The 20,873-nt window shown below is 45.8% G+C and carries 20 protein-coding genes; 15 read left to right on the forward strand and 5 right to left on the reverse strand.

The annotated features are described in order from the left end of the window. Positions 1-9 precede the first annotated feature (9 nt). The 6 genes from QYB97_RS10525 to QYB97_RS10550 all read left to right on the forward strand — a co-directional run bounded on the left by QYB97_RS10525 (position 10) and on the right by QYB97_RS10550 (position 6,983). Entirely contained in the window at positions 10-822 is an 813-nt protein-coding gene (locus tag QYB97_RS10525) for a carbohydrate ABC transporter permease (RefSeq protein ID WP_301165952.1), read from the forward strand. A gap of 27 nt (positions 823-849) precedes the next feature. After that, on the forward strand, positions 850-2,271 hold the full coding sequence (locus QYB97_RS10530; protein ID WP_301165953.1) for an extracellular solute-binding protein: 1,422 nt from the start codon (positions 850-852) through the stop codon (positions 2,269-2,271). Next, positions 2,268-3,269 carry a zinc-dependent alcohol dehydrogenase gene (locus tag QYB97_RS10535; protein ID WP_301165954.1) on the forward strand — a complete coding sequence of 334 codons (1,002 nt, stop codon included), beginning with the start codon at positions 2,268-2,270 and terminating at the stop codon, positions 3,267-3,269. The genes QYB97_RS10530 and QYB97_RS10535 overlap by 4 nt, the downstream gene beginning before the upstream one ends. A gap of 20 nt (positions 3,270-3,289) precedes the next feature. Beyond that, positions 3,290-4,621, forward strand: coding sequence for a helix-turn-helix domain-containing protein (locus tag QYB97_RS10540; protein ID WP_301165955.1), 1,332 nt, complete (start codon positions 3,290-3,292; stop codon positions 4,619-4,621). 25 nt (positions 4,622-4,646) lie between these two features. After that, entirely contained in the window at positions 4,647-5,441 is a 795-nt protein-coding gene (locus QYB97_RS10545) for an endonuclease/exonuclease/phosphatase family protein (protein WP_301165956.1), read from the forward strand. Positions 5,442-5,579: 138 nt separating this feature from the next. Further along, on the forward strand, positions 5,580-6,983 hold the full coding sequence (locus QYB97_RS10550) for an MDR family MFS transporter (RefSeq protein ID WP_301165957.1): 1,404 nt from the start codon (positions 5,580-5,582) through the stop codon (positions 6,981-6,983). 31 nt (positions 6,984-7,014) lie between these two features. Here the strand turns inward: QYB97_RS10550 and QYB97_RS10555 are convergent, their stop codons facing one another. Further along, complete coding sequence (locus tag QYB97_RS10555) at positions 7,015-7,392, reverse strand: VOC family protein (RefSeq protein ID WP_301165958.1); 378 nt, start codon at positions 7,390-7,392, stop codon at positions 7,015-7,017. A gap of 168 nt (positions 7,393-7,560) precedes the next feature. Between QYB97_RS10555 and QYB97_RS10560 the strand changes: the two genes are divergently transcribed. The 4 genes from QYB97_RS10560 to QYB97_RS10575 all read left to right on the forward strand — a co-directional run bounded on the left by QYB97_RS10560 (position 7,561) and on the right by QYB97_RS10575 (position 11,735). Next, positions 7,561-8,262 carry an alpha/beta hydrolase gene (locus QYB97_RS10560; protein ID WP_301165959.1) on the forward strand — a complete coding sequence of 234 codons (702 nt, stop codon included), beginning with the start codon at positions 7,561-7,563 and terminating at the stop codon, positions 8,260-8,262. Positions 8,263-8,410: 148 nt separating this feature from the next. Then, complete coding sequence (locus tag QYB97_RS10565; RefSeq protein ID WP_301165960.1) at positions 8,411-9,649, forward strand: Nramp family divalent metal transporter; 1,239 nt, start codon at positions 8,411-8,413, stop codon at positions 9,647-9,649. Between the two features lie 21 nt (positions 9,650-9,670). After that, positions 9,671-10,687, forward strand: a complete 1,017-nt coding sequence (locus tag QYB97_RS10570; protein ID WP_301165961.1) for an NAD-dependent epimerase/dehydratase family protein — start codon at positions 9,671-9,673, stop codon at positions 10,685-10,687. A gap of 1 nt (position 10,688) precedes the next feature. Beyond that, on the forward strand, positions 10,689-11,735 hold the full coding sequence (locus QYB97_RS10575; RefSeq protein WP_301165962.1) for a dihydrodipicolinate synthase family protein: 1,047 nt from the start codon (positions 10,689-10,691) through the stop codon (positions 11,733-11,735). A 144-nt stretch (positions 11,736-11,879) separates the two neighbouring features. On the opposite strand, the gene QYB97_RS10580 is transcribed toward QYB97_RS10575, so the two are convergent. Next, a complete protein-coding gene (locus QYB97_RS10580; protein ID WP_301165963.1) occupies positions 11,880-13,094 on the reverse strand; it encodes a beta-propeller fold lactonase family protein in 1,215 nt (404 codons plus the stop codon). A gap of 368 nt (positions 13,095-13,462) precedes the next feature. Here QYB97_RS10580 and QYB97_RS10585 point away from each other — a divergent pair, with 368 nt between their 5' ends. The 3 genes from QYB97_RS10585 (at position 13,463) to QYB97_RS10595 (ending at position 17,546) form a co-directional block, all read left to right on the forward strand. Then, complete coding sequence (locus QYB97_RS10585; protein WP_301165964.1) at positions 13,463-15,586, forward strand: M28 family metallopeptidase; 2,124 nt, start codon at positions 13,463-13,465, stop codon at positions 15,584-15,586. Between the two features lie 129 nt (positions 15,587-15,715). After that, entirely contained in the window at positions 15,716-16,768 is a 1,053-nt protein-coding gene (locus tag QYB97_RS10590; RefSeq protein WP_301165965.1) for a lactonase family protein, read from the forward strand. A 22-nt stretch (positions 16,769-16,790) separates the two neighbouring features. Continuing rightward, the gene (locus QYB97_RS10595) at positions 16,791-17,546 is read left to right on the forward strand and encodes a hypothetical protein (protein WP_301165966.1); all 756 of its coding nucleotides are present in this window, start codon (positions 16,791-16,793) and stop codon (positions 17,544-17,546) included. 257 nt (positions 17,547-17,803) lie between these two features. Here QYB97_RS10595 and QYB97_RS10600 read toward each other — a convergent pair whose 3' ends face one another. Next, entirely contained in the window at positions 17,804-18,241 is a 438-nt protein-coding gene (locus QYB97_RS10600; RefSeq protein ID WP_301165967.1) for a helix-turn-helix domain-containing protein, read from the reverse strand. A gap of 223 nt (positions 18,242-18,464) precedes the next feature. Then, positions 18,465-18,785 (reverse strand): DUF6932 family protein, encoded by a 321-nt coding sequence (locus QYB97_RS10605; RefSeq protein ID WP_301165968.1) that lies wholly within the window; start codon positions 18,783-18,785, stop codon positions 18,465-18,467. A 275-nt stretch (positions 18,786-19,060) separates the two neighbouring features. On the opposite strand from QYB97_RS10605, the gene QYB97_RS10610 reads away from it, so the two are divergent. Next, positions 19,061-19,582 (forward strand): sigma-70 family RNA polymerase sigma factor, encoded by a 522-nt coding sequence (locus QYB97_RS10610; protein WP_301165969.1) that lies wholly within the window; start codon positions 19,061-19,063, stop codon positions 19,580-19,582. Next, the gene (locus tag QYB97_RS10615) at positions 19,579-20,604 is read left to right on the forward strand and encodes a DUF4030 domain-containing protein (protein ID WP_301165970.1); all 1,026 of its coding nucleotides are present in this window, start codon (positions 19,579-19,581) and stop codon (positions 20,602-20,604) included. The genes QYB97_RS10610 and QYB97_RS10615 overlap by 4 nt, the downstream gene beginning before the upstream one ends. Positions 20,605-20,635: 31 nt before the next feature. On the opposite strand, the gene QYB97_RS10620 is transcribed toward QYB97_RS10615, so the two are convergent. Next, a partial coding sequence (locus QYB97_RS10620; protein ID WP_301165971.1) for a hypothetical protein occupies positions 20,636-20,873 on the reverse strand: 238 nt, incomplete at its 5' end.

The raw sequence follows: 20,873 nt of genomic DNA on the forward strand, positions 1-20,873 counted from the left end.
AGGTGCACCATGAATAAAGTATCCCGGTGGACATATGTTCCGCTCGCCTTGCTGGGGCTCTTGTTTATTATCCCCTTCCTGATCATGCTGGGCGGCTCCTTTATTCCTATGAAAGTTCCAAGCGGCAACCCTTTTTTATGGATAACAGAGGAACACGTTTCCCTCTCCAACTTTATGTACATTCTGGTCAATGCCAAGTTTACAAAATGGATCCTCAATTCCTTGATCATTACCATTATTCCGGTATTTTCTCAGATGTTTTTTGCGGCTGTGCTCGGTTATATCTTTGCGAAAAAACAGTTTCCGGGCAAGGAAATTATCTTTTGGGTCATGATGGCGGTCATCATGCTTCCGAGCCAGCTGCTGATTATCCCAAGGTACATCATGTTCAGTGAATTGGGGTGGATCAACACGTACTGGCCGCTGATTGTTCCTGAAATTTGGAGCATCCTTGGCGTTTTCTTTGTGCGGCAGTACATGCAGACGTTGCCCAAGGACCTTGAGGAAGCGGCGCACATGGATGGCGCGAACGATTTTACCGTCTTCTTTAAAATCATGCTTCCGATGTCAAAGCCGGTCATCGCAACGGTCGGAACCTTTGCTTTCATCTCCAACTGGAACGACCTGCTGACTCCGCTGATTTTTACAACAAGTGAAGATATGTTTCCGGTAACAGTAGGATTGGCTTCTCTTTTAACAAAGGAAGGAAACTTCGGTGTGGAGATGGCAGGCTCTGTGCTTTCCTTTATTCCAACCTTCTTAATCTTCCTTTTCTTCCAGCGCTATTTTGTTAAAGGAATTGCGTTATCGGGCCTAAAGTAAAACTTTTCAGAGGATGGTAGACGTATTATGAGCGAAAAAACGAACCGAGAACAATTCAAAATAAAGTTTGATCAATTTGTTGAGTCCATTAAACAGCAAATCAAGGATGGGATATGGGCAGTGGGTGACTATTTGCCTTCAGAGCTTACACTTGCCGAGCGGTATGACCTGAGTAAAAATTCGGTAAGAAGAGGACTCGATCAGCTGGTGAAGGAAGGGCTGGTCGTAAAGAAATCAAGGATTGGAAATATGGTGGCTGCTGCCATGCCGTTTAAGCCGCTGACGTTAAAGTTTGGCTACTATCCCAGCATTCAAAACGAAGCCGTGTTAAAGGAACTGATTGAAAGATTTGAAGAAAAGCATCCATTAATTAAAGTGCAAACCATCAATCTTCCTTATAACCATTACAGCCAGACCGTCTATGATTTTTTTCAAAATGACATGGTGGATGTGGTTACGATTAACTACAATGATTTTCTGGATTTAGAGCCCTATCATAACGGGATGTTCGAACCGCTTTCGGAAAATGATGAAGTATACCCTTTTCTGAATAAAGGATTTGCTGCACCACATTCGTATGTAAGGCCTTTCCTGTTTTCACCGATCATCCTTTGCTACAATGTCAAACACTTTGAAGAAGCGGGAATTGCCCTGCCGGACAGCGGCTGGCAGTGGGAAGATGCCTTACATGCGGCAGAACGGCTCACTGGAGGGGATGCTGAAGCGATGCGGTGCGGGTTCTATTTCCATCCGCTATCTCTCAATAGATGGCCCATTTTTCTGCTTCAAAATCAAGTGGCCTTTTCATGGGATGAACGCGGTGAAACTCATTTTGATCATGCACGCTTCATCAGGAGCATCAAGCAGTTTAAACATGTGGTGGAGCAGCAAAAAGCGGGGGTGAACTTTCTGTCGGACAGTGACCAGGATACGGAAGCCCTGTTTAAGTCGGGTAAGGCGTCCATGATCATGTGCTCTTATTTCAGTTTAAATCAGATGATTCGTTCCGACATTGAATATGATATTGCGCCTCTGCCGTATTCGGGAGATGCGCGGACGATGCTTCTCATGATCGGCCTTGCGGTGAATAAACAATCCATGAAGAAGGATGCCGCTAAGCTGCTGGTTGACTTCCTGGGATCCGAGGAGAGCCAGGAAAGAATCCGCAGGAATACGTTAAGCCTTCCCGCTGCTAAAAAAACAGCAGAAAAGACGGGCGGCGAAAATGTGGGTCTTCCTTCCCGTTTTAAAATGTTTCGTGAAATCGTTCCGAGTTACCGGTTGTACAGTGACCTGGGGTTGTCCTTTAAAGAGCTGAAAGAAATCCGTGATGAGCTTCGCCTTTATTTGTCTGGTCTGCTGGATGAAACGCTGCTTATGAAAAGAATAGAAACGAAGCTGTCGCGTACTGTTCCATTAATGGCCGGTGAAAGGGGGAAAGAGCAATGAAAAGTGTGGCGGCAAAGGAAGGGAAAATTACAATGATCGAGAGCGAGATTCCTAAGGTTCAAGATCATTATCTGCTGGTGAAAACCTCACATTCCGTCATTAGTACAGGGACCGAGCTGTCGGTGATCCGGTCCAGCCAAAACCGTACCGCTTATCTCGGGTACAGTGCTGCAGGAACAATTGTGGAATGCGGCGGCGATACAGAGCCATTTACAAAAGGTCAACTGATCGCATGCTATGGTGTTCCTTACGTCCGGCATTCCGAATACTTGCTTGTTCCCAAAACGCTTTGCAGTCCAGTTCCTGACAATGTACAGTCGAAAGAGGCGGCGTTTGCGGGGGTGGGTGCTATAGCCATTCATGCTCTGCGAATGGCCAATTTACAATTTGGTGAATCTGTTGTCATCGCAGGGCTTGGTGTGCTTGGTCAGATTATCGCGCAAATTTCACATGCAAGCGCTTATGATGTCATTCCATATGAAGTAAATGAGAGACGTGCCTTAATGTTCGAATCGTGCACAGGTGTTGAGGCAGCCACATCTAATGAACACCTGAACAGACGGATTGAAGAAAAGACGAACGGCCTTGGTGTTGATGCTGTCCTGCTGTGTGCAGGGGGAGGACACTCACCGCTAACGAATGAAAGTCTGGAATGGGTGAGAGACAAAGGGAAAATTGTGATTGTCGGTGATGTGGAACCCCATTTTAAACGAAGTCTCATGTTTGGCAAGGAAGCACAGATATTAATTTCGCGGGCCGGTGGTCCTGGAAGATATGACCCTGTGTATGAGAGAGCGGCAGTTGATTATCCTTATGCATATGTCCGGTGGACGGAGGGCCGGAATATGGGAGAGTTCCTGAGGTTGTTGAGCGAAAAACGTATTCAGGTGAATGCCTATCTTCAGGAGTCGGTCCTGTTTGACAATATTTCGGAAGCTTATGAGGAATTGCAGCAGGAGAACACAAGTGTACTTACGAAGGTGATTAATTATAACTGATAAACGGAGGTGAAAAAGCGATGTCAGGGCAAATCTTTATTGGGGTGATCGCACCTGGTGTTATTGCCCGCAGGATTCAAAAAGTGATCAAGGGGTTCCCGAACTTCACGCTCGTTTTGCAAGTCTCTGAGGATATGGCGGATGCTCTCACTATGACCAAGGAGTTAGCTGATAAAGTGGACGTTCTGCTATTTTCAAGTTATGAAGTTTATAAACTGGTGAAGAACCATTTGGATTTTGAGGTGCCCGCCCACTATATCCCTCTAAAAGCTTCGGGGCTTTACAGTGCTCTCTATCGGCTGATGAGAAAACATCCTGAGGTAAAGGGGATCTCTGTAGACACATTATCTGTCCGTGAGGTAACCCATGTGCTCTCAGAAGTTGAGGAGGAGATAGAAGTCATTTCAGTCCAAGAGGAAAGGGTGTTCCAGACCACCATTCAAATTCTAAAACGGCATCAACAGTATTTTACTGAAGGGAAATCACAAGGGGCGCTGACGGGAAGTAAAGAAATCGCTGATGACCTCGAAAGGCTGGGTGTTCCCAATCAATGGATTACGCCGACTGAGCAGGATATCATCAACGCCTTGGAACGTGCATTGCTGTCATGCAAAAAGAGGCAGAATAAGGATTCGCAAATTGTAATATGCCGGATCAGAATTGTCCCCTGCTTCGAGGAGAAATGTGAGCTGGACGGCCACCGCATCCAAAAGAAAAAATCCCTCATCCGTGGATTGATCCGCGACTATTCGGCGGCACTGGAAGCTCATCTCATGAGTGTGGGAGAGGATGAGTTTTTGCTGGTCACCACCAGAGGCATTTTCGAACGCGTTTCCGAAGGCTATAAAAGTATCCCGCTGCTTCAGTCTTTAACAGACGATTTGGAGCTTTCTCTTTCTGTAGGTGTTGGATTTGGATGGTCAGCCAAGGATGCCGGGAATCATGCCTGGATCGCGCTGTGCCAGTCCATGCAATTTGGAAGCAACCAGTGCTTCATTGTCCGCGAAGATAAAAGTGTGGTCGGTCCGGTGGAGATGTCCAATCCTTTAATCTACAGCTTATCGGTAACGGATTCTATGCTCCTTCTGAAGGCGGAAAAGACAGGCATGACGGCTGCTTATCTCGGTAAAATTCTTGCCCAGATTAAACGCAGCGAGCGCCTGACCTACACCGCACAAGAAATTGCAGATATCCTCGGGGTTACCATAAGAAGCGCCCACCGCATTCTTTTGCAATGTCTGGATGCGGGGCTGATTAAAATCGTAGGTGAAGAAAAACTGGCATCCAAAGGACGGCCAAGACAAATTTACTCCTTTCATTTTATAGAGGATTATTTGTCGGGAAAAGGGTAATGAAAGGGAGAAAGGAGTGGGGAAGATGAGGGTTTCCATCATGACGTATAACATAAGGGTTGCTGGCCCGCACGATACTGGGGAACATGCCTGGGAGGAACGGCGGCCTGTGATGAAAAAGCTGCTGGAGCACTACTTGCCGGATGTGTTGTGCACGCAGGAAGGCACATACGAACAGCTTTCCGGGCTGGAGGAGGATTTGCCGGAATATCGCTACATAGGCCTTGGACGGGATGGCGGCTCCAATGGTGAATTTATGGCTGTTTTTTATAAAAACAGCTTGTTTAGAGTGGCAGCGTTCGACCATTTCTGGCTGTCTGAAACACCGGAAGTGATCGGCTCCGTTTCCTGGAAAAGCTCCTGTACACGGATGGCGACGTGGGTTCTTCTTAAACACAGGGAAACAGGAGAGTCCTTTTACGTGTTGAACACCCATTTGGATCATATCTCCGAGGACGCACGCCGAAATGCCGCTCAATTGCTGCTGGAAAGAGCAGGTGCCCTTTCTGAACAAGCTCCCTTGGTGCTGACGGGCGATTTTAACAGCTCTCCCGATAGTGAAGCCTACCGTATTTTTACAGAGAACAGGATTTTCAGGGATAGCTGGACGGAAGCGGATGAAAAGGAGGGTACCGGTCTTGGAACCTTTACAGGCTACACCGATGAAAGTGGCGGAGGGGAAGAAAACCGGATCGACTGGGTGCTGTTAACGGAGCAGTGGAAGGTAAAAAAAGCCGGGATTGTGGACGGCAGAATTGATGGAAGGTTTGCGAGTGACCATTCACCATTGTTTGTGAATCTGGAACAACGAAAGGCCTGAGCGGCTAAGATCCGCTCAAGCTTTTTTTTGTGAAAAAATCTAATGGATTTCGAGGCACGTGATTAGCTATCCCATTTTCATTCAGGTAATATGGGATTTATCGGATTAAGTTCAGAACGGAATGAGGGTCATAAATAGATGGAAACTACAAGTTACAAGCAGTCTACCATTGTCACACTTCTTCTCGCCGGATCGTTTATTGCGATTCTCAATCAAACGCTCATGATCACGGCGATTCCTCTTGTCATGGAGGAAATGAAGACTACGGCGAACAGTGCACAATGGCTGACTACCGTATTCATGCTGGTGAACGGAATTATGATCCCAATCAGCGCCTTTTTATTGCAGCGCTTTACAACCAGGCAGTTGTTCATTACAGCGATGAGCGTTTTCGCTTTGGGCACACTGGTAGCAGGATTGGCCCCCAATTTTGGAATGCTGCTTTTGGGAAGGGTCATCCAGTCGAGCGGAGCCGGTGTGATGCTGCCATTGATGCAGACGGTATTTTTAATGATTTTCCCGGTCAATAAGCGCGGTGCAGCAATGGGGCTGATCGGTCTCGTGATTTCATTTGCTCCGGCCATCGGCCCTGCTTTGTCCGGCTGGGTCACCTCCCATTATTCATGGCGGGTGTTATTCTTCATTATTTTGCCGATCGCACTGGTTGATATTGTTGTTGCTTACTTTGCTTTGAAAAATGTAACAGAGGTAACAAAGCCGCAGGTGGATGTGCCGTCGATTATCCTGTCCTCACTCGGCTTTGGAGGCTTGCTGTACGGATTTACAAGTGCCGGAAACAACGGCTGGACGGCGCAGCTTACGATCCTTACACTCGCGCTCGGTGCGCTTGCCCTTCTGCTGTTCATCATACGTCAGCTGCGGATGAACCATCCGATGCTGGAGTTCCGGGTGTTTACGAAAGGGATTTTTCCGTTTACGGTTGTCATTGGAGCAATCACATTCATGGGGCTGATCGGTTCGGAAACGATCATTCCATTGTTTATGCAAAATATGAGAGGCTTTTCTGCTTTTGAGGCAGGGCTTGCGCTCCTGCCGGGTGCTTTGGTCTCGGGGTTGATGTCGCCGGTTACGGGAAGGATTTTTGACCGGATTGGTGCCCGCGCGCTGGCATTTACCGGCCTGGTCATCCTCACCGCATCCACTCTCGGACTGTCCTTTTTGAGTCCATCCACTTCGTTTATGTACATCACCATTCTGTACAGCGTGCGGATGTTTGGCTTATCCATGGTCATGATGCCTGCTTCCACAGCCGGCCTGAATCAGCTGCCCAAACGGCTCATTCCCCATGGAGCTGCCATGGATAACACGATGCGGATGGTTGCATCTTCGGTCGGAACGGCGATCCTTGTAACCATTATGACCACAGCACAGTCGAATGCCGCACAAGACGCAAAGCATGCCGACATTTATGGCGCCAACATGGCCTTTATGGTTATTACGTTGCTTTCCCTGATCGCGCTTGTCCTCACATACTTCATTAAGGACCGGGGCATGGCAGAAGAGCCGATTGAAGAGAGATAATAAAGAAAACTCGCCATTTGGCGAGTTTTCTTTATAGCTGTCTCCCAATTTCCCAATGGTATCCAAAAGGATCTTCTAAACGCCCTATACGCCAGCCGTGCGCCTCGCTAATCGGTACAATCTCAATCGCACCCGCAGCCAAAGCTTGTTCAAACACGGGGTCAGGGTCCGGGATGGTAATAATGATACGAAAGGATTTTCCCGACTCAGGATGAAGAGCTGAATCCTCCTGAATCCAAAAATCGGATCCGCCAAAGGATAGCTGCGCGATAACAGGGGTTCCATCATCACCTCTTAAACTATATTGCTCTGAAACGCTAAATGCTTCTTTATAAAAGGTAATGGCTTTCTGAACATTTTCAACACCAAGCCAAGGGGCGATACTGACCGTCGATTTGTTCTCACTCATGTAAAAACCTCTCCCATCTTATTCGCTGGTATTCTTCTTTAATTGTACAATACCGATCGCTGTTCCAGTGTTATTTAAAAGAAGAACTCTTTCATGCTATGATAAATGGTGGATAGCACAGAGCAGTCAGGAGGGGTTATCATTAGTCTGTTAATCAATGAAAATCGTATGTACAGTAAACAGTTAAACCGCGAGATCGAGGTCAAATGGCTGTTTTCCGATCAGCTTCAGGAGGGCGATGTACAGCTTCTCTTCGTTCAGGACGGATATTATTACATGAAGCTTGGCGGGCTTCAGCAAACCTTTGAAAGATTGCTGGAGGAAAAGCCCGAGCTGTCGTCTAACCTTGTGATGATCGCCGTCAGCCCGGGTTCGCCTTCACAGCGGCGGGAAGTTTACCATCCGCACGGGGAGCACTTTAACGATTTCACCAAATTCTTTTACGAAGAAGTTCTTCCGGATGTACAGCAGAAGCTCAAAGCCATCAATATGAACGTGATAAAGACGGGCTTGATCGGGGATTCGTTGGCAGGGGTTATTTCTTTGTACCTGGCCATGCAAAAACCAGAACTCTGGTCGCACCTTATGCTGCAGTCTTCGGCATTTGATGAAGAGATGGCAGAGGATGCGCGCAGGCTGATTGGACAGCCTGATTGGAAAATTTACCAGGTTGTCGGTGAGCGGGAAAATAACTTTAAGTCACCTGTAACGGGCGAAATCGCCCAAATCTATGATGGAAATCAGCGCATGGTGGAGGTCTTTCAGGAGAAGGGACTTTCCATTGATTACCACGTGGAAGACGAAGAACACAGGTGGGTCTTCTGGAAAGAGGATCTTCCGCGGGCATTGTGCTTCTTTTTAAACAATTAAATTTCTAAGCCAGGCATCGTATTTATGCGGTGCCTGGCTTTTTTCATGAATTATAGACGGATTTATGTCGTTTTTTTACAGGCCGGTGCACTATATCATGAAAGTATGGAAGGAGATCGAACCTTATTCTAATTAAGGAGGGGGTTTTGTGAGTACAGAAGCAAGTGAAGCTGTGGTATCGGTGAACGAAAAGAAACGAAAGAAGAGTTTTCTTAGCCATTTAGGACCAGCCTTCATCACATCTGCGCTGGTCATCGGACCAGGTAGCTTAACACTGAATTCAAAGATTGGTGCCCTCTATGGAACCCAGTTGATATGGGTGCTGGCGGCAGCTGTTATTTTCATGATGATTTTTACAGAAATGAGTACACGGATCGGACTTGCTTCAACGTCTTCTTTCTTTGAGATCGTGAGGAGAAAGTGGGGAAAGCCTGCCTCATTGCTGATCAGTATCGGCGCCTTCTTGGTTACTGCTTCCTTTCAGGCGGGGAATTCGTTAGGTTCAGGATTGGCTGTGGCTTCTATTACCGGTCTATCCGTAAATTTTTGGATGATTGCAGTGACGCTTGTCGGAATTGCATTTCTTTTTTCAAAGCAGTTTTACAATCTGCTTGAAAAACTCATGCTTGGACTTGTGCTGCTTATGCTTGTTTCATTTGCCATGACAGTCATATTGACTAGACCGTCATTGAAAGACATTGCTGCCGGGTTTATTCCTGTTTTGCCGGATGGTTCATTGCCGTTGATTATCGGATTAACGGCTACCAGTTTTTCCATTGTCGGAGCTTGCTATCAATCATACTTGGTGCAGGAAAAGAACTGGAAGATCGATCAGTTGAAAACAGGGCGGCGGGAAAGCTACCTGGGTATTTTTATACTCGGCTTTCTTTCCTTGATGATGATGGTTTCAGCAGCGGCCGTGCTGAAACCGAAAGGATTGGTCGTTAACTCAGTAGCCGAGATGGGCACAGCGCTTGAACCACTTTATGGAAACGGAGCGACATTTATCTTTATGCTTGGGCTGTTTGGGGCCTCTTTTTCCTCCTTGATAGGGAATGCCACGATTGGCGGGTCGATTCTGGCCGATGGCTTGGGATTTGGAAGCAAGTTAATGTCAAAGCCAGTGCGTCTTCTGATTGTCCTTGTGATGGTATTCGGCACAGTGGTTGGTATTATGTTTGGCGCAGCCCCCGTTAGCTTGATCATTTTTGCCCAAGCCATCACCATCGTGATTGTTCCTTTCATCGCGATAGCCATTCTAACAATAGCGAACGACAAGAAGCTTATGGGTCCACTTAGAAATTCAATTCGACATAACCTGTTGGGGGTTGCAGGTCTGATCGTGCTTATTCTTTTGGCCATTAATAATGTGATCGCTCTATTTTAAAACTAAAAATGAGGTGAAATCATGAACACCATACAGGAACTGGAAGAAGTAATGACAAAGCCGTCAGAGCGGCTGATTGAAGATATTAAACAGCTTAATGGAGATATTATGATTTTAGGAGTCGGAGGGAAAATGGGACCGTCCATGGCGAGGCTTGCCAAACGGGCCGTTGACGCAGGAAATCTATCAAACCGTGTGATCGGTGTATCCCGCTTTACTTCAGGCACACTTCGAACCGAACTGAAGGAGGCGGGAATTGAAACGATTAGTGCAGATTTACTGAAAGAGGAGGATTTGCAAAAACTACCTGACACGGAGAACATTATTTATATGGCAGGCCATAAGTTTGGCACAACCGGAAATGAACAGTACACGTGGGCGATGAATACGTATTTGCCCGGCCGTGTGGCAGAGCGGTTTCCGAACGCACGCCACGTGGTATTTTCCACTGGAAATGTATATCCTCTCGTTCCCTTGGCTCAGGGAGGATGCGATGAAACACATCTGGTACATCCTGTCGGTGAATATGCGCAGTCCTGTCTGGGCAGAGAACGAATTTACTCTTACTTTTCCCGCAAGAATGGAACCCCGGTTACGCTGTTTCGGCTGAACTATGCCATTGATATGAAATACGGTGTTCTATTGGAAATTGCGAAACAAGTGTATCAAGAAAAACCGGTCGATGTAAGAATGGGCCATGTGAACGTGATCTGGCAGGGAGACGCTAACGAATATGCGCTTCGTTCATTGCTTGTAAGTGAAAGTCCGCCTTCTGTTCTAAACATCACCGGTCCTGAAACAGTATCCATCCGCTGGCTGGCACAGCAATTTGCCGAACGATTCGGCAAGCGGGTCACGTTTGCTGGAGAAGAGCAGCCAACAGCTCTGCTTAGCAATTCTTCCAAGGCGCATCAGTTATTCGGATATCCTTCAGTGACCTTAAATACCATGATTGCCTGGACTGCCGATTGGATAAAGGGAGACGGTCAGACCATTGATAAACCGACACATTTTCAGGAAAGACAGGGAGCATTTTAATATGCTGAACCCGGAAATTAAGAAGCTTTTGTTGGACGGAACGGTCATTCCGGCTCATCCCCTGGCCCTGAACCGGAACCGACAGCTTGATGAAACAAGTCAGAGGAGACTTACAAACTATTACATGGATTCCGGCGCAGGCGGGGTGGCGGTTGGTGTTCATACGACCCAGTTTGAAATCAGGGATCAAACGTTTAATCTCTATGAAAAAGTGCTGCGGCTTGCTGCAGAAGAAGTAGATAAAAAAGGACTGCAGCGCCCGTTTATCAAAGTGGCAGGAATCTGCGGAAAAATTGAACAGGCCGAAAGCGAAGCGTTCATTGCAAGATCTATGGGCTATGATCTCGGACTGCTTAGCCCCGGTGGACTAAATGACTTAACGGAGGCTGAGATGCTTGAAAGGACAAGGAGAGTTTCAGAGATTCTGCCGGTATTTGGCTTTTATCTTCAGCCCTCTGTGGGGGGCCGCGTCTTTTCATACGAATTCTGGCGGGCGTTCGCCGACATCCCCGATGTACATGCGATTAAGATGGCACCTTTCAACCGTTATCAGACGCTCGATGTGATCCGGGCTGTCTGTCAGTCCGAGAGACGGGATGAGATTGCTTTATACACCGGAAACGATGACAATATCGTTCATGACCTTCTAACCTCATATGAGATTGATGTGCAAGGACAGAGAGTCAGAAAAGAAATTGCAGGCGGCCTGCTTGGACATTGGGCGGTTTGGACGAAAAGGGCGGTCGAACTGCTTGATGAGATTAAACAGGTGCGGAACAGTGGCAGTATTCCAGCTTCGCTGCTGCAGAAAGGCCTTGAAATTACAGATACGAATGCTGCTTTCTTTGATGCGGCCAATGGTTTTAAAGGAAGTATTGCCGGCATTAATGAAGTACTTGCCCGCCAGGGACTCATACAGGGTAATTGGTGCCTGCTTGGAAGTGAGCAATTGAGTCCAGGCCAGTCCGAGGAGATCGACAGAGTATATAAAGAATACCCCCATTTAAGTGATGATGACTTCGTTAAGGCATGCATGCATTCTTCATAAAGAAAAGGAGGAACCCTTCGTATGTAAAGGGGTTCCTCCTTTTACTTTAGGGCAGAGCAGACTTAAAGGTCCGGTATAATGAAGCAATATTAGATATAAAAAGCACCCTCGTTTTTCTCCAGAGGGTACTTTTTTTAATAGTTATCAACGGATACATACCACGCCTATTGCGATGCCATTAGGGTTAAGGCCAACGGGTATAGGAGGGTTAACAACCGAATTAGTTGCAGTATCAATCACTGAAACATTGTTACTTCCTCCATTTGTAACATAGGCAAACGCACCGTCTGGTGTGAGAGCCACAGCTGTTGGGCCGTTTCCTACGGTGATTGTGCCAATTTCAGTTTGCAAGGCTGTGTCAACAACGGATACGCTATTGCTAATATTGTTTACTACGTAGGCACGAGTTCCGCTAGGTGAGAATGCGACCTCAAGAGGAGCAGTCCCCACATTAAAATTATTATTCACTGTCTTCGTTGTTGTATTTATTACTGAGACCGAATCTGTGACTAAATTGACAACATAAGCAGTAAGTCCATCTGGAGAGATTGCAATGCCAACGGGAGTTTGTATTGAGGATACGGGGTCGGTTACCGTGTCCACTGTATTCATTACAAAATCAATAACGGACACTGAATTGTCGCTCGTATTAGTAACGTACGCAAATGCTCCATCAGGTGTAATGGCGATATCGAATGGACTCAAACCAACTGTGATGGTTTGAATTACCGTATTCGTTGCAGTATCGATTACGGAGACCGTTGTATCTCCATCGTTTGTAACGTAGGCTCGAGTTCCGTCAGGTGTGATGGCGATACTAGTCGGAAACACGCCAACTGGAATGGTCGCCACTATAGTGTTGGTTAAGTTATCAATGACGGAGACAGTTCCATTGGGACTATTATTGTTTGCGACGTACGTTCGCCTTCCGTCAGGTGTAAAGGCAATGCCTGAAGGATTGGCTCCAGCGGGTATAGTATTTACAACCGTATTGGATACGGGATCAATGACTGAAATATTATTGCTATCAGAATTGGAAACATAGACCCGAAGAGCTTGTACAGTGCAGGTCGGTACAACAATAGGCAGAAACTGAATGGAAATGACTTCATTGCATTGGAAGCTAACAGGATTGCCAAGAGAGTCAATAGCTTTTACACAGCCGGTTTTACCATTGAATTTTATAAACGTAACAGTAATTGGAGTAGGAGAATCAAAGAAATATAGGGTTAAAATTGTCCCAGGCGTTATATTTCTAAATAGATTACAGATGCATGAAGAACATTCTAGTTTATTTTTTCCTAAGGAGGAATCATAACAAGAACATTTTTTTCTTCTATTAGATGAGCTTGCCAACATACATTTCTCCTTAATTTAAGCTGTAATACCAGTATATACAGACAAGCTTAAACCGCTTGTGCTCTTTAAAAAACATTCACGAACTCTGGCATAAGCTCAGTCTTCAACGACTTATACATAAATCCATTTAATACTCCGAACGATACGGTGAACAAGAACAAGCTTCAACGAACATGTGAGATTTTGTAACACGGAATTCCCCGAAAACATTCCTCCTTCTTTTGACACGTGCCAAAAAGGGGTTACTATTCGGCTCGATAAAAGGAAGGTAATACCAAAGATTCATTTTTCTACAACAAGTAACTTTAAAATTGACTGAATTTACAGACTTCTACTAATATAGTCAAAAAGCGAGGGAGGTTTTATGATTGGGAAAACGTGAAAAATCCAGGCTTTCTAGGACAAAGTACTTGGCAGGCAGTATGGCGCTTGCTCTCATGGCATCCGTTGCCATGCCTTTTACTCAGGCCAGCGCAGAAACGAAGCAGCAGGATTTGACAGGCTTTGCAAAAAGCACGTACGAAAAGCAGCTGCAGTTTGAGGAAAATCTCAAGAACGGAATCAAGGAAAACAAGATCAAAACGTATAGCAGAGCGCTGAGCAAGCGTCCGGCACTAGTCGGTACAAAAGGCAATGATGCGGGCGTTAAATACTCGCTGAACCAATTACGAAAAGCAGGTTTAGATCCGAAAGTACAGACCTACGATGTGTACCTCTCACACCCCAACAGCGTTTCCGTCACCCAGACTGCTCCATTTGAACGAAAATTGAACGTCATGGAAAATCTGAACAAGAACACCCCGTTTAAAAACGAAGTAGTTCAGGGCTACAATGCATACTCTCCTTCAGGGAATGTGGAGGGAGAGCTAGTGTATGCGAACTATGGCAGGCCAGAAGACTTTAAAGCGCTGAAAATGCAGGGTGTATCGGTGAAAGACAAAATTGTCATTGTCCGTTACGGTAAAAACTTTCGCGGTGTAAAGCCTGACCTCGCTTCCCAGAACGGCGCAAAAGGAGTGCTCATATACTCTGACCCTAAGGACGATGGCTATGTAAAAGGCCCGGTTTATCCTGATGGCCCCTGGCGCCCGAGCGATGCCATCCAGCGCGGAAGCATTCTCTACATTTATAATTACCCCGGTGATCCTCTGACTCCAGGCAAAGCTTCATTAGCTGGAGTTAAGCGCATCAAAGCAAAGAACGCAGATTCACTTCCAAGGATTCCAACCACACCGATTTCTTATGGTGAGGCAAAAGGATTGCTTCAGGCCATGGGAGGAAAAGAGGCGCCGAAGGACTGGCAGGGCGGTCTTCCGTTCAAATACCACCTTGGCAGCGCAGCTTCCAAAGCCCGTATCAACCTCGACATCGAGTATGAAACAAAGCCGATCAACGACATTACGGTAACGTTCAAAGGCTCCAAGTATCCAAATGAAAAAATTGTTATTGGCGGCCACAGGGATACGTGGACGTACGGAGCAAGCGATAACATTTCCAGCTGGGCGACCATCATGGAAATGGCGCGTTCCCTTGGCAAGATGTACGAACAAGGATGGCGCCCTGACCGGACCATCGTTCTTGCCGGCTGGGACGGCGAGGAGTACGGTCTTCTCGGTTCTACGGAATATGCCGAGCAGCATCAAAAGGATCTGATTAAAAATGCGGTTGCCTATATCAACATGGATGGCATTGCCGGGCAATTCTTTGGTGCCGGAGCCGTTCCGTCCATGAATGACCTCATTTATGATGTAGCGAAAAACGTGACCGAGCCGCGTTCCGGCCTGTCGGTTTACGACGATATGCTCGTTCGCAATGATGGAGAAGAACAGGAGATTGACCCGCTGGGCAGCGGATCTGACTACACCGCCTTCCTTCAGCATCTTGGTGTTCCTTCTGCTGATATAGGTTTTGGTGTGGCAGGCGGCCTGTATCACAGCGCATATGACAATAGCGATTCAGTGGAACGGCTGTTTGACCCTGGCTATAAACATCAGGCAGCGGCGGGCCGCTTTACCGGTCTGATGGCGCTTCGCCTGGCCAATTCGCAGGTACTTCCGCTGCAGTACTCCGAGTATGCCGAAACGGTCCAAAAACTGCTGGCCGATGTGGAGAAGAACGGAACACTTGGCGTGGATATGAGCAGTCTTAAAGCCAAAGCCCAAGCATGGGAAGAAGCATCCAAGAACCTGGAAACCTACAGCCAGGATCTGCTTGCGGGAGATAAGATCAAACAAAAACAGCTGAAGCAGCTGAATAAAGCTCTTATCCAGCAGGAGCGTGATCTGATCAATCCGCAGGGCCTTGCCTCCAGAAGCTGGTACAAGCACCAAATTTACGCGCCGGGCCTTACCACCGGCTATGCGGCACAGCCATTGCCGGCGTTAGTGGAAGCCCAGCAGGCCAGTGATCCGGCTGCCTTCCAAAAGGCCGTAAAACAGCTCGAGAAATCACTGACAAAAGCAACCTGGACTGCAGAAGAAGCTGTAGAATAAACAGGTTCGACATGGTATTCATCACGAATACCATGTTTTTTTATGTAAACAATAAGGGTTCTTGTGGGTTTAGAATTGGCAACGTGTGGTAAAATCTAAGAAGGATGATCGAAGAAAGGGGAATTATACATGACAAAGTACGCAGGATATATCGGAACCTATACAAAAGGCGACAGTGAAGGCATATACTCGTTTACCCTTGATACAGAAGCAAAGGAAATTACAGACATTAAAGTGGCAGCAAAACTGGGGAACCCTACATATTTAACGATTTCTGAAGACAACCAGTACTTGTACGCCGTCAAAAAAGACGGAGACATGGGCGGTGTGGCCGCTTATGATATCACCAATGAATCCAGAGGGCTTTCTCACTTGCGCAGCCAGCTTACAGAAGGCGCATCTCCCTGCCATGTCAGTGTTGACCGGGAAAACCGCAACGTGCTGACCGCGAATTATCATAAAGGAACGGTAGAACGGTTTGGGGTTGATGATGAAGAAGGCGGTGTGCACCCAGCTTCGTCTGTCATTCACCATGAAGGGTCCGGACCGGATGAAAGACAGGAAAAACCGCATACCCACTATGCCGGTTTTGCGCCGGATGAAAAGTTTATAGCGGTGGTCGATCTTGGCATTGACCAGCTGATTACCTACAAGCTGCAAAATGGTGAGCTTGAAGAAGTAAGCAGTCTGGAAATCAAGCCGGGAAGCGGTCCCCGCCATCTTGAGTTTCATCCGAATGGAAAAATCGCATACCTGATGACCGAGTTCAGTTCGGAAGTGATCGTGCTTGCCTATAATGAAGAGAATGGCAGCTTTTCCGTGCTGCAGAGCATCTCCACCATTCCGGAAAGCTTTACCGAAAACAATCAGGGAAGTGCCATACACGTAAGCAAAGACGGCCGTTTCGTCTATGCCGGCAACCGCGGACACAACAGCATCGCCGTGTTCAGTGCTGATGCAGATTCCGGGAAACTGACGTTTGTTGAACACACATCAACTGAGGGCAACTGGCCGCGTGACTTTGAAATTGATCCATCCCAGAAATTCATTGTTGCGTCCAATCAGGAGTCTGGCAATCTTGTTCTTTTTGCAAGAGACGAAAACACCGGAAAATTGACCTTGATCCAATCCGATGTGGCAGTTCCTTATCCGGTTTGCGTAAAGTTCCTGCATGTAAAATAAGCGGCCTTAGGAGCTGAACACAATGAATGTACCTGAGGAAATTCTTGCCGTATGGCGGAGGTTTGATCATTTTCCCATGGAAAACCTGACCAAAGCGTGGTATACCAAGCATACGGGCCGGAAAACGCAGCGCGAAGTGGCACTCATAAAAGAGCATCATGAGCAGTATGGCATGACCGGTAACTGTTTTGATTTGACACTGTGGCTGTTGCATGAGCTGAAGGAAGCGGGCATCTCCGCTTACGGAATGGGACGGGGATTAATGACAAATTCCGTCCATGTGGCAACGATCGCCCTCGATGACGAGGGCCGCCGCTACCTCTGTGACATTGGCGATCAGTGGCTGTCACCCATTCCATTGGATGGGGAGGATTCCGGTGAGAAGTGGCACAGCGGGTACTTTCCGGCGGCAGAGATTAAGACATTCATGAGCGGGAATGAGCTGGAAGTTCACTACCTCCGGCCAAACGGCAAAGTGTCGAAACAGGTATTTGATACAGGTCCGATCGATTCGGAAACATTGTGGGAAGCTGCCAATTATTCGCAGCGGCATATTAAATCGTTCCCCCAGGTGGAATGCCGGGTCATTCACCACGGCAAAAACGCCCATTGGGAGATGAACGACTGGCAAAGCTTTTACAGCACCGAAGACGGGGTCATTCTTGAGTCCCCGGCAGGCACATTGGAAAACTGGGCCTCCCGGATTGTGGACAAGACCGGATTTGACAGGAACGTTGTGGAAGAAGCCCTGAGGGTTTATGAAAAACGAGGAAAGTGAGCAAAAAAACAGCTGAAAAGCTGTTTTTTTCTGTCTTTTGAATGATTTTAGCGTGTTTGGTCGTTTTGGGGAGCACATCAAGAGGGCGAATTGCGCTCTGAATGAGGAATACAAGCCGGAATCGCTAACTTACTGGCCAGAATGGAACATTTACTGTCCAGTTTTCCAAATTTACTGGCCGAAAATCGAAACTTACTGGCCAAACCCTCATTATGGTAAACTGGTGTCCTGCGGCGCGATTCCTTTTAGATATAACCTTACGCTCCAGTGCCAGCGGATATTTCAATGCTGATGACTGTCTTCATATCCATCGCCTTCATTACTTTTTCAATTTTTTCAGTGGTAGCCCCATAATATTCATGTCTTTCATCTCTGGAAACTTGAGATTCAGATACATTTAATATTTCTGCTAGTTGGGCCTGTGACATACCTTTATAAATTCTATAAGCAATAAGGCTTTTTCCGATGTCCGTAAACTTATGAATTGGGTTGAAGGATCCACGCTTTATTCGCTCATAATATTTAACTTCCTCTTTGAGTTGCTCATGAAATGAAATGAGTGGCTGGATCGCCATTTCAATTTGTTCACTATTAAGTCCCATATCGTTAAAACGTTTTTCCTCATTCACTATGAACTCTCTATCCTGCTTCAGTTTTTCTAATGCTTTTTGATAAGCAGCTTCATTTTTAATCATTGTAATGACACTCCTTATTTGATAATACTCACAATTCCTTTTGGCATAAAAGTTTCCCTGGTTTTCCTGAAAGCAGCAGGGAACATTTGATCATGGCCGTATTCATCTACTATGCCAGAACGTTGTCCGACATGTGGGTATAATTCCACTTTATATCGATGCCACTTGGCAACTGGGGTTTTGCTGAGTTTTCATCAAAAACTCTTTCTTTCCAATCCCAAGTCTATATTTTGTATGGGTTCTGTTTATTTAACTCACGGACAATATCGGGAAGAGTTTGTGGGTCAGCTACAAAATACCCATCAATATCGCCTGGGCTAGCCTTATCTTCCACAAATGAACCATCAATAAAGATTTCGTCAATGCCTACAGACCAAAGTTCTTTGACTAATACCTCAAGATTATTAACTAAATATAGGCGCTTAGCGTAATCCCAAGGAGAATCATCTCCAGGTCCATGGACTAACAGAGACCTTTTCAATTCATTAATTGTCATATGATAGTCGTCAGGTGGCAATAATCCATCTTCATTGAGACGTATCATAATTTTTCCTCCGCAATATGGAAATATACAAAATTGATTAAGTTTTCAAAAATGTTAACTTAACATTTTTGTTAATATTAGTATACTAGCGAAATCGGAGGTTTGTCAACGTAATGTATCGATTGGACATAATATTTGAGCCTATAATGAGTATATAAAATCAAATGTTTCAGGGTTCCGAGCAGATCCAGTTTTTTCTTGAAAAAATTTTCTCTCTAAATGAAACGTTTTACAGATAAGCCCAGTCTAACAGTTGAAAAGAAAGGAGGAGGCAGATGGCAGCAAACGATTTAGTGAAAAAGGCTAAGCGCGGCAATGAAAAAGCATTCGCTGAACTGATGCAGGGAGAGAAGCATAAATTGTACCGCATGGCCTATTTATATGTAAAAAATGAAGATGATGCATTGGATGTTGTTCAGGAAACCATCTATAAAGCCTACATATCAATAAAAAAATTGAAGGAGCCAGATTATTTTTCAACCTGGCTTACCCGGATTCTTATCCATACGGCCCTTGATTTTATTAAAAAGAACAAGCTTACGGTGCCATTTAGTGAAATGGAAGAGTTTTTCCCAACCCGTGGAGATCGCTTGATTGATGAACGGCTGGATTTGGCAGAGGCTATTGAGCAATTAGAAGAAAGGTATAAAACCGTTATTATATTACGCTACTTCAATGACCTGAGTATAAAACAAATTGCTGATTGCCTGAATTGTCCCGAAGGCACCGTGAAAACGAATCTTCACCGGGCGATTAATAAGTTGAAACTTGATATAAGGGAGGCTTACATACAATGACGGATCCCCTTTCAAACTACGTAAAAAAGGAACTAGACAGCATCGCCATTCCTGAGGATCGTTTAAATGCAGCGATTGCCATTGGCATAGAAAGAGGAAAGAAAAAAAGGCGTACGCCGGTAAAGAAATTTATGTTTGCCTGCTGTGCGGCTGTTGTGTTTTTTGCTTTGTTTGTGAGCTCAGGTTTTGTATCGCCTGCTATGGCCAAAGTGGTTTCCAAAATTCCTTTTCTTGAAATTCTCTTTAGGGAAGAATCAGTCATGCCACAAGTGATGGATGAATTGAAGGACCGTGGAATTAAAGTGAGCGGAATGGGCATGTCCTACCAGGGCAAGAAAACATTCTCAGTCACAATTGATGGTGACAAAGCTTATTACAATAAAGTAAAATCAGAGGTTAAACAAGCGACGGAAGGTGTCTTAAAAGAAAACGGATATGATGCATATACCGTTTCTGTTGAGATGCCGAGGAAGTCTGATGACTCCGATGGTGAGGTGCCCGAAGAAATGAAAAAGCTTGAACATCTTCAAGCCAGTACTTCTAAGGAATTTGAAAATAAGAAGATTAAACTTGTTCAGTTTGGAATTTCCTATAATATGGGTAATCCCAGTATTGATATTGACGTCTCCGACAAGAGTAAAAGAATAGATGAAATCAAGGCAATCATCAGGGAAAACTTGAAGAAGGAAAAGCTCCCGGCTTATCCGATCCACATTAAGAAAATAAATATGAAAAAAGTGAATCAGGAAAACCGATGGGGAGATGTTGTCAGCGCGATGGCCCAAGACCTTTTTGGCAAAAAGAAATTTAAAACAGCGGGCCTTGGCTATACCGTTCATCCGAAGCCCAAATTGACGATAAGTACAACGATTAAAAGCTCAGATCCTGATTCAAGAGCCTATGCAAAAGAGATTGAAAACAGCATAGAACGGTTCTTTAAAACACCGCAACTCAAAGAAAAGATAAAAAATGACGAATATCAAATTGTTATTCTCAGCAAAGACAAAAAAAGGCTGAATTAAGTGTGAAAAAGGCTTTAATCAGGGCAATATTTTATAAATAAGAGATAAAAACGGCTGTAATCGCAAGCCGTTTTATTCCCTTGAACCAAATACAAGCCGAAATCGCTAACTTACTGGCCAGAATGGAACATTTACTGTCCTGTTTCGAGAGTTTACTGGCCGAAAATTGAAACTTACTGGCCAAACGCCTATTATGGTAAACTAGCGTCCCGCACCGCGCCATCTCCACCAACAAAACAAAAAACCAGGAGCCCCCAATCGGGGGCTCC

The sequence above is a fragment of the Fictibacillus fluitans genome (assembly GCF_030418125.1).
GTDB lineage: Bacteria > Bacillota > Bacilli > Bacillales > Fictibacillaceae > Fictibacillus_C > Fictibacillus_C fluitans.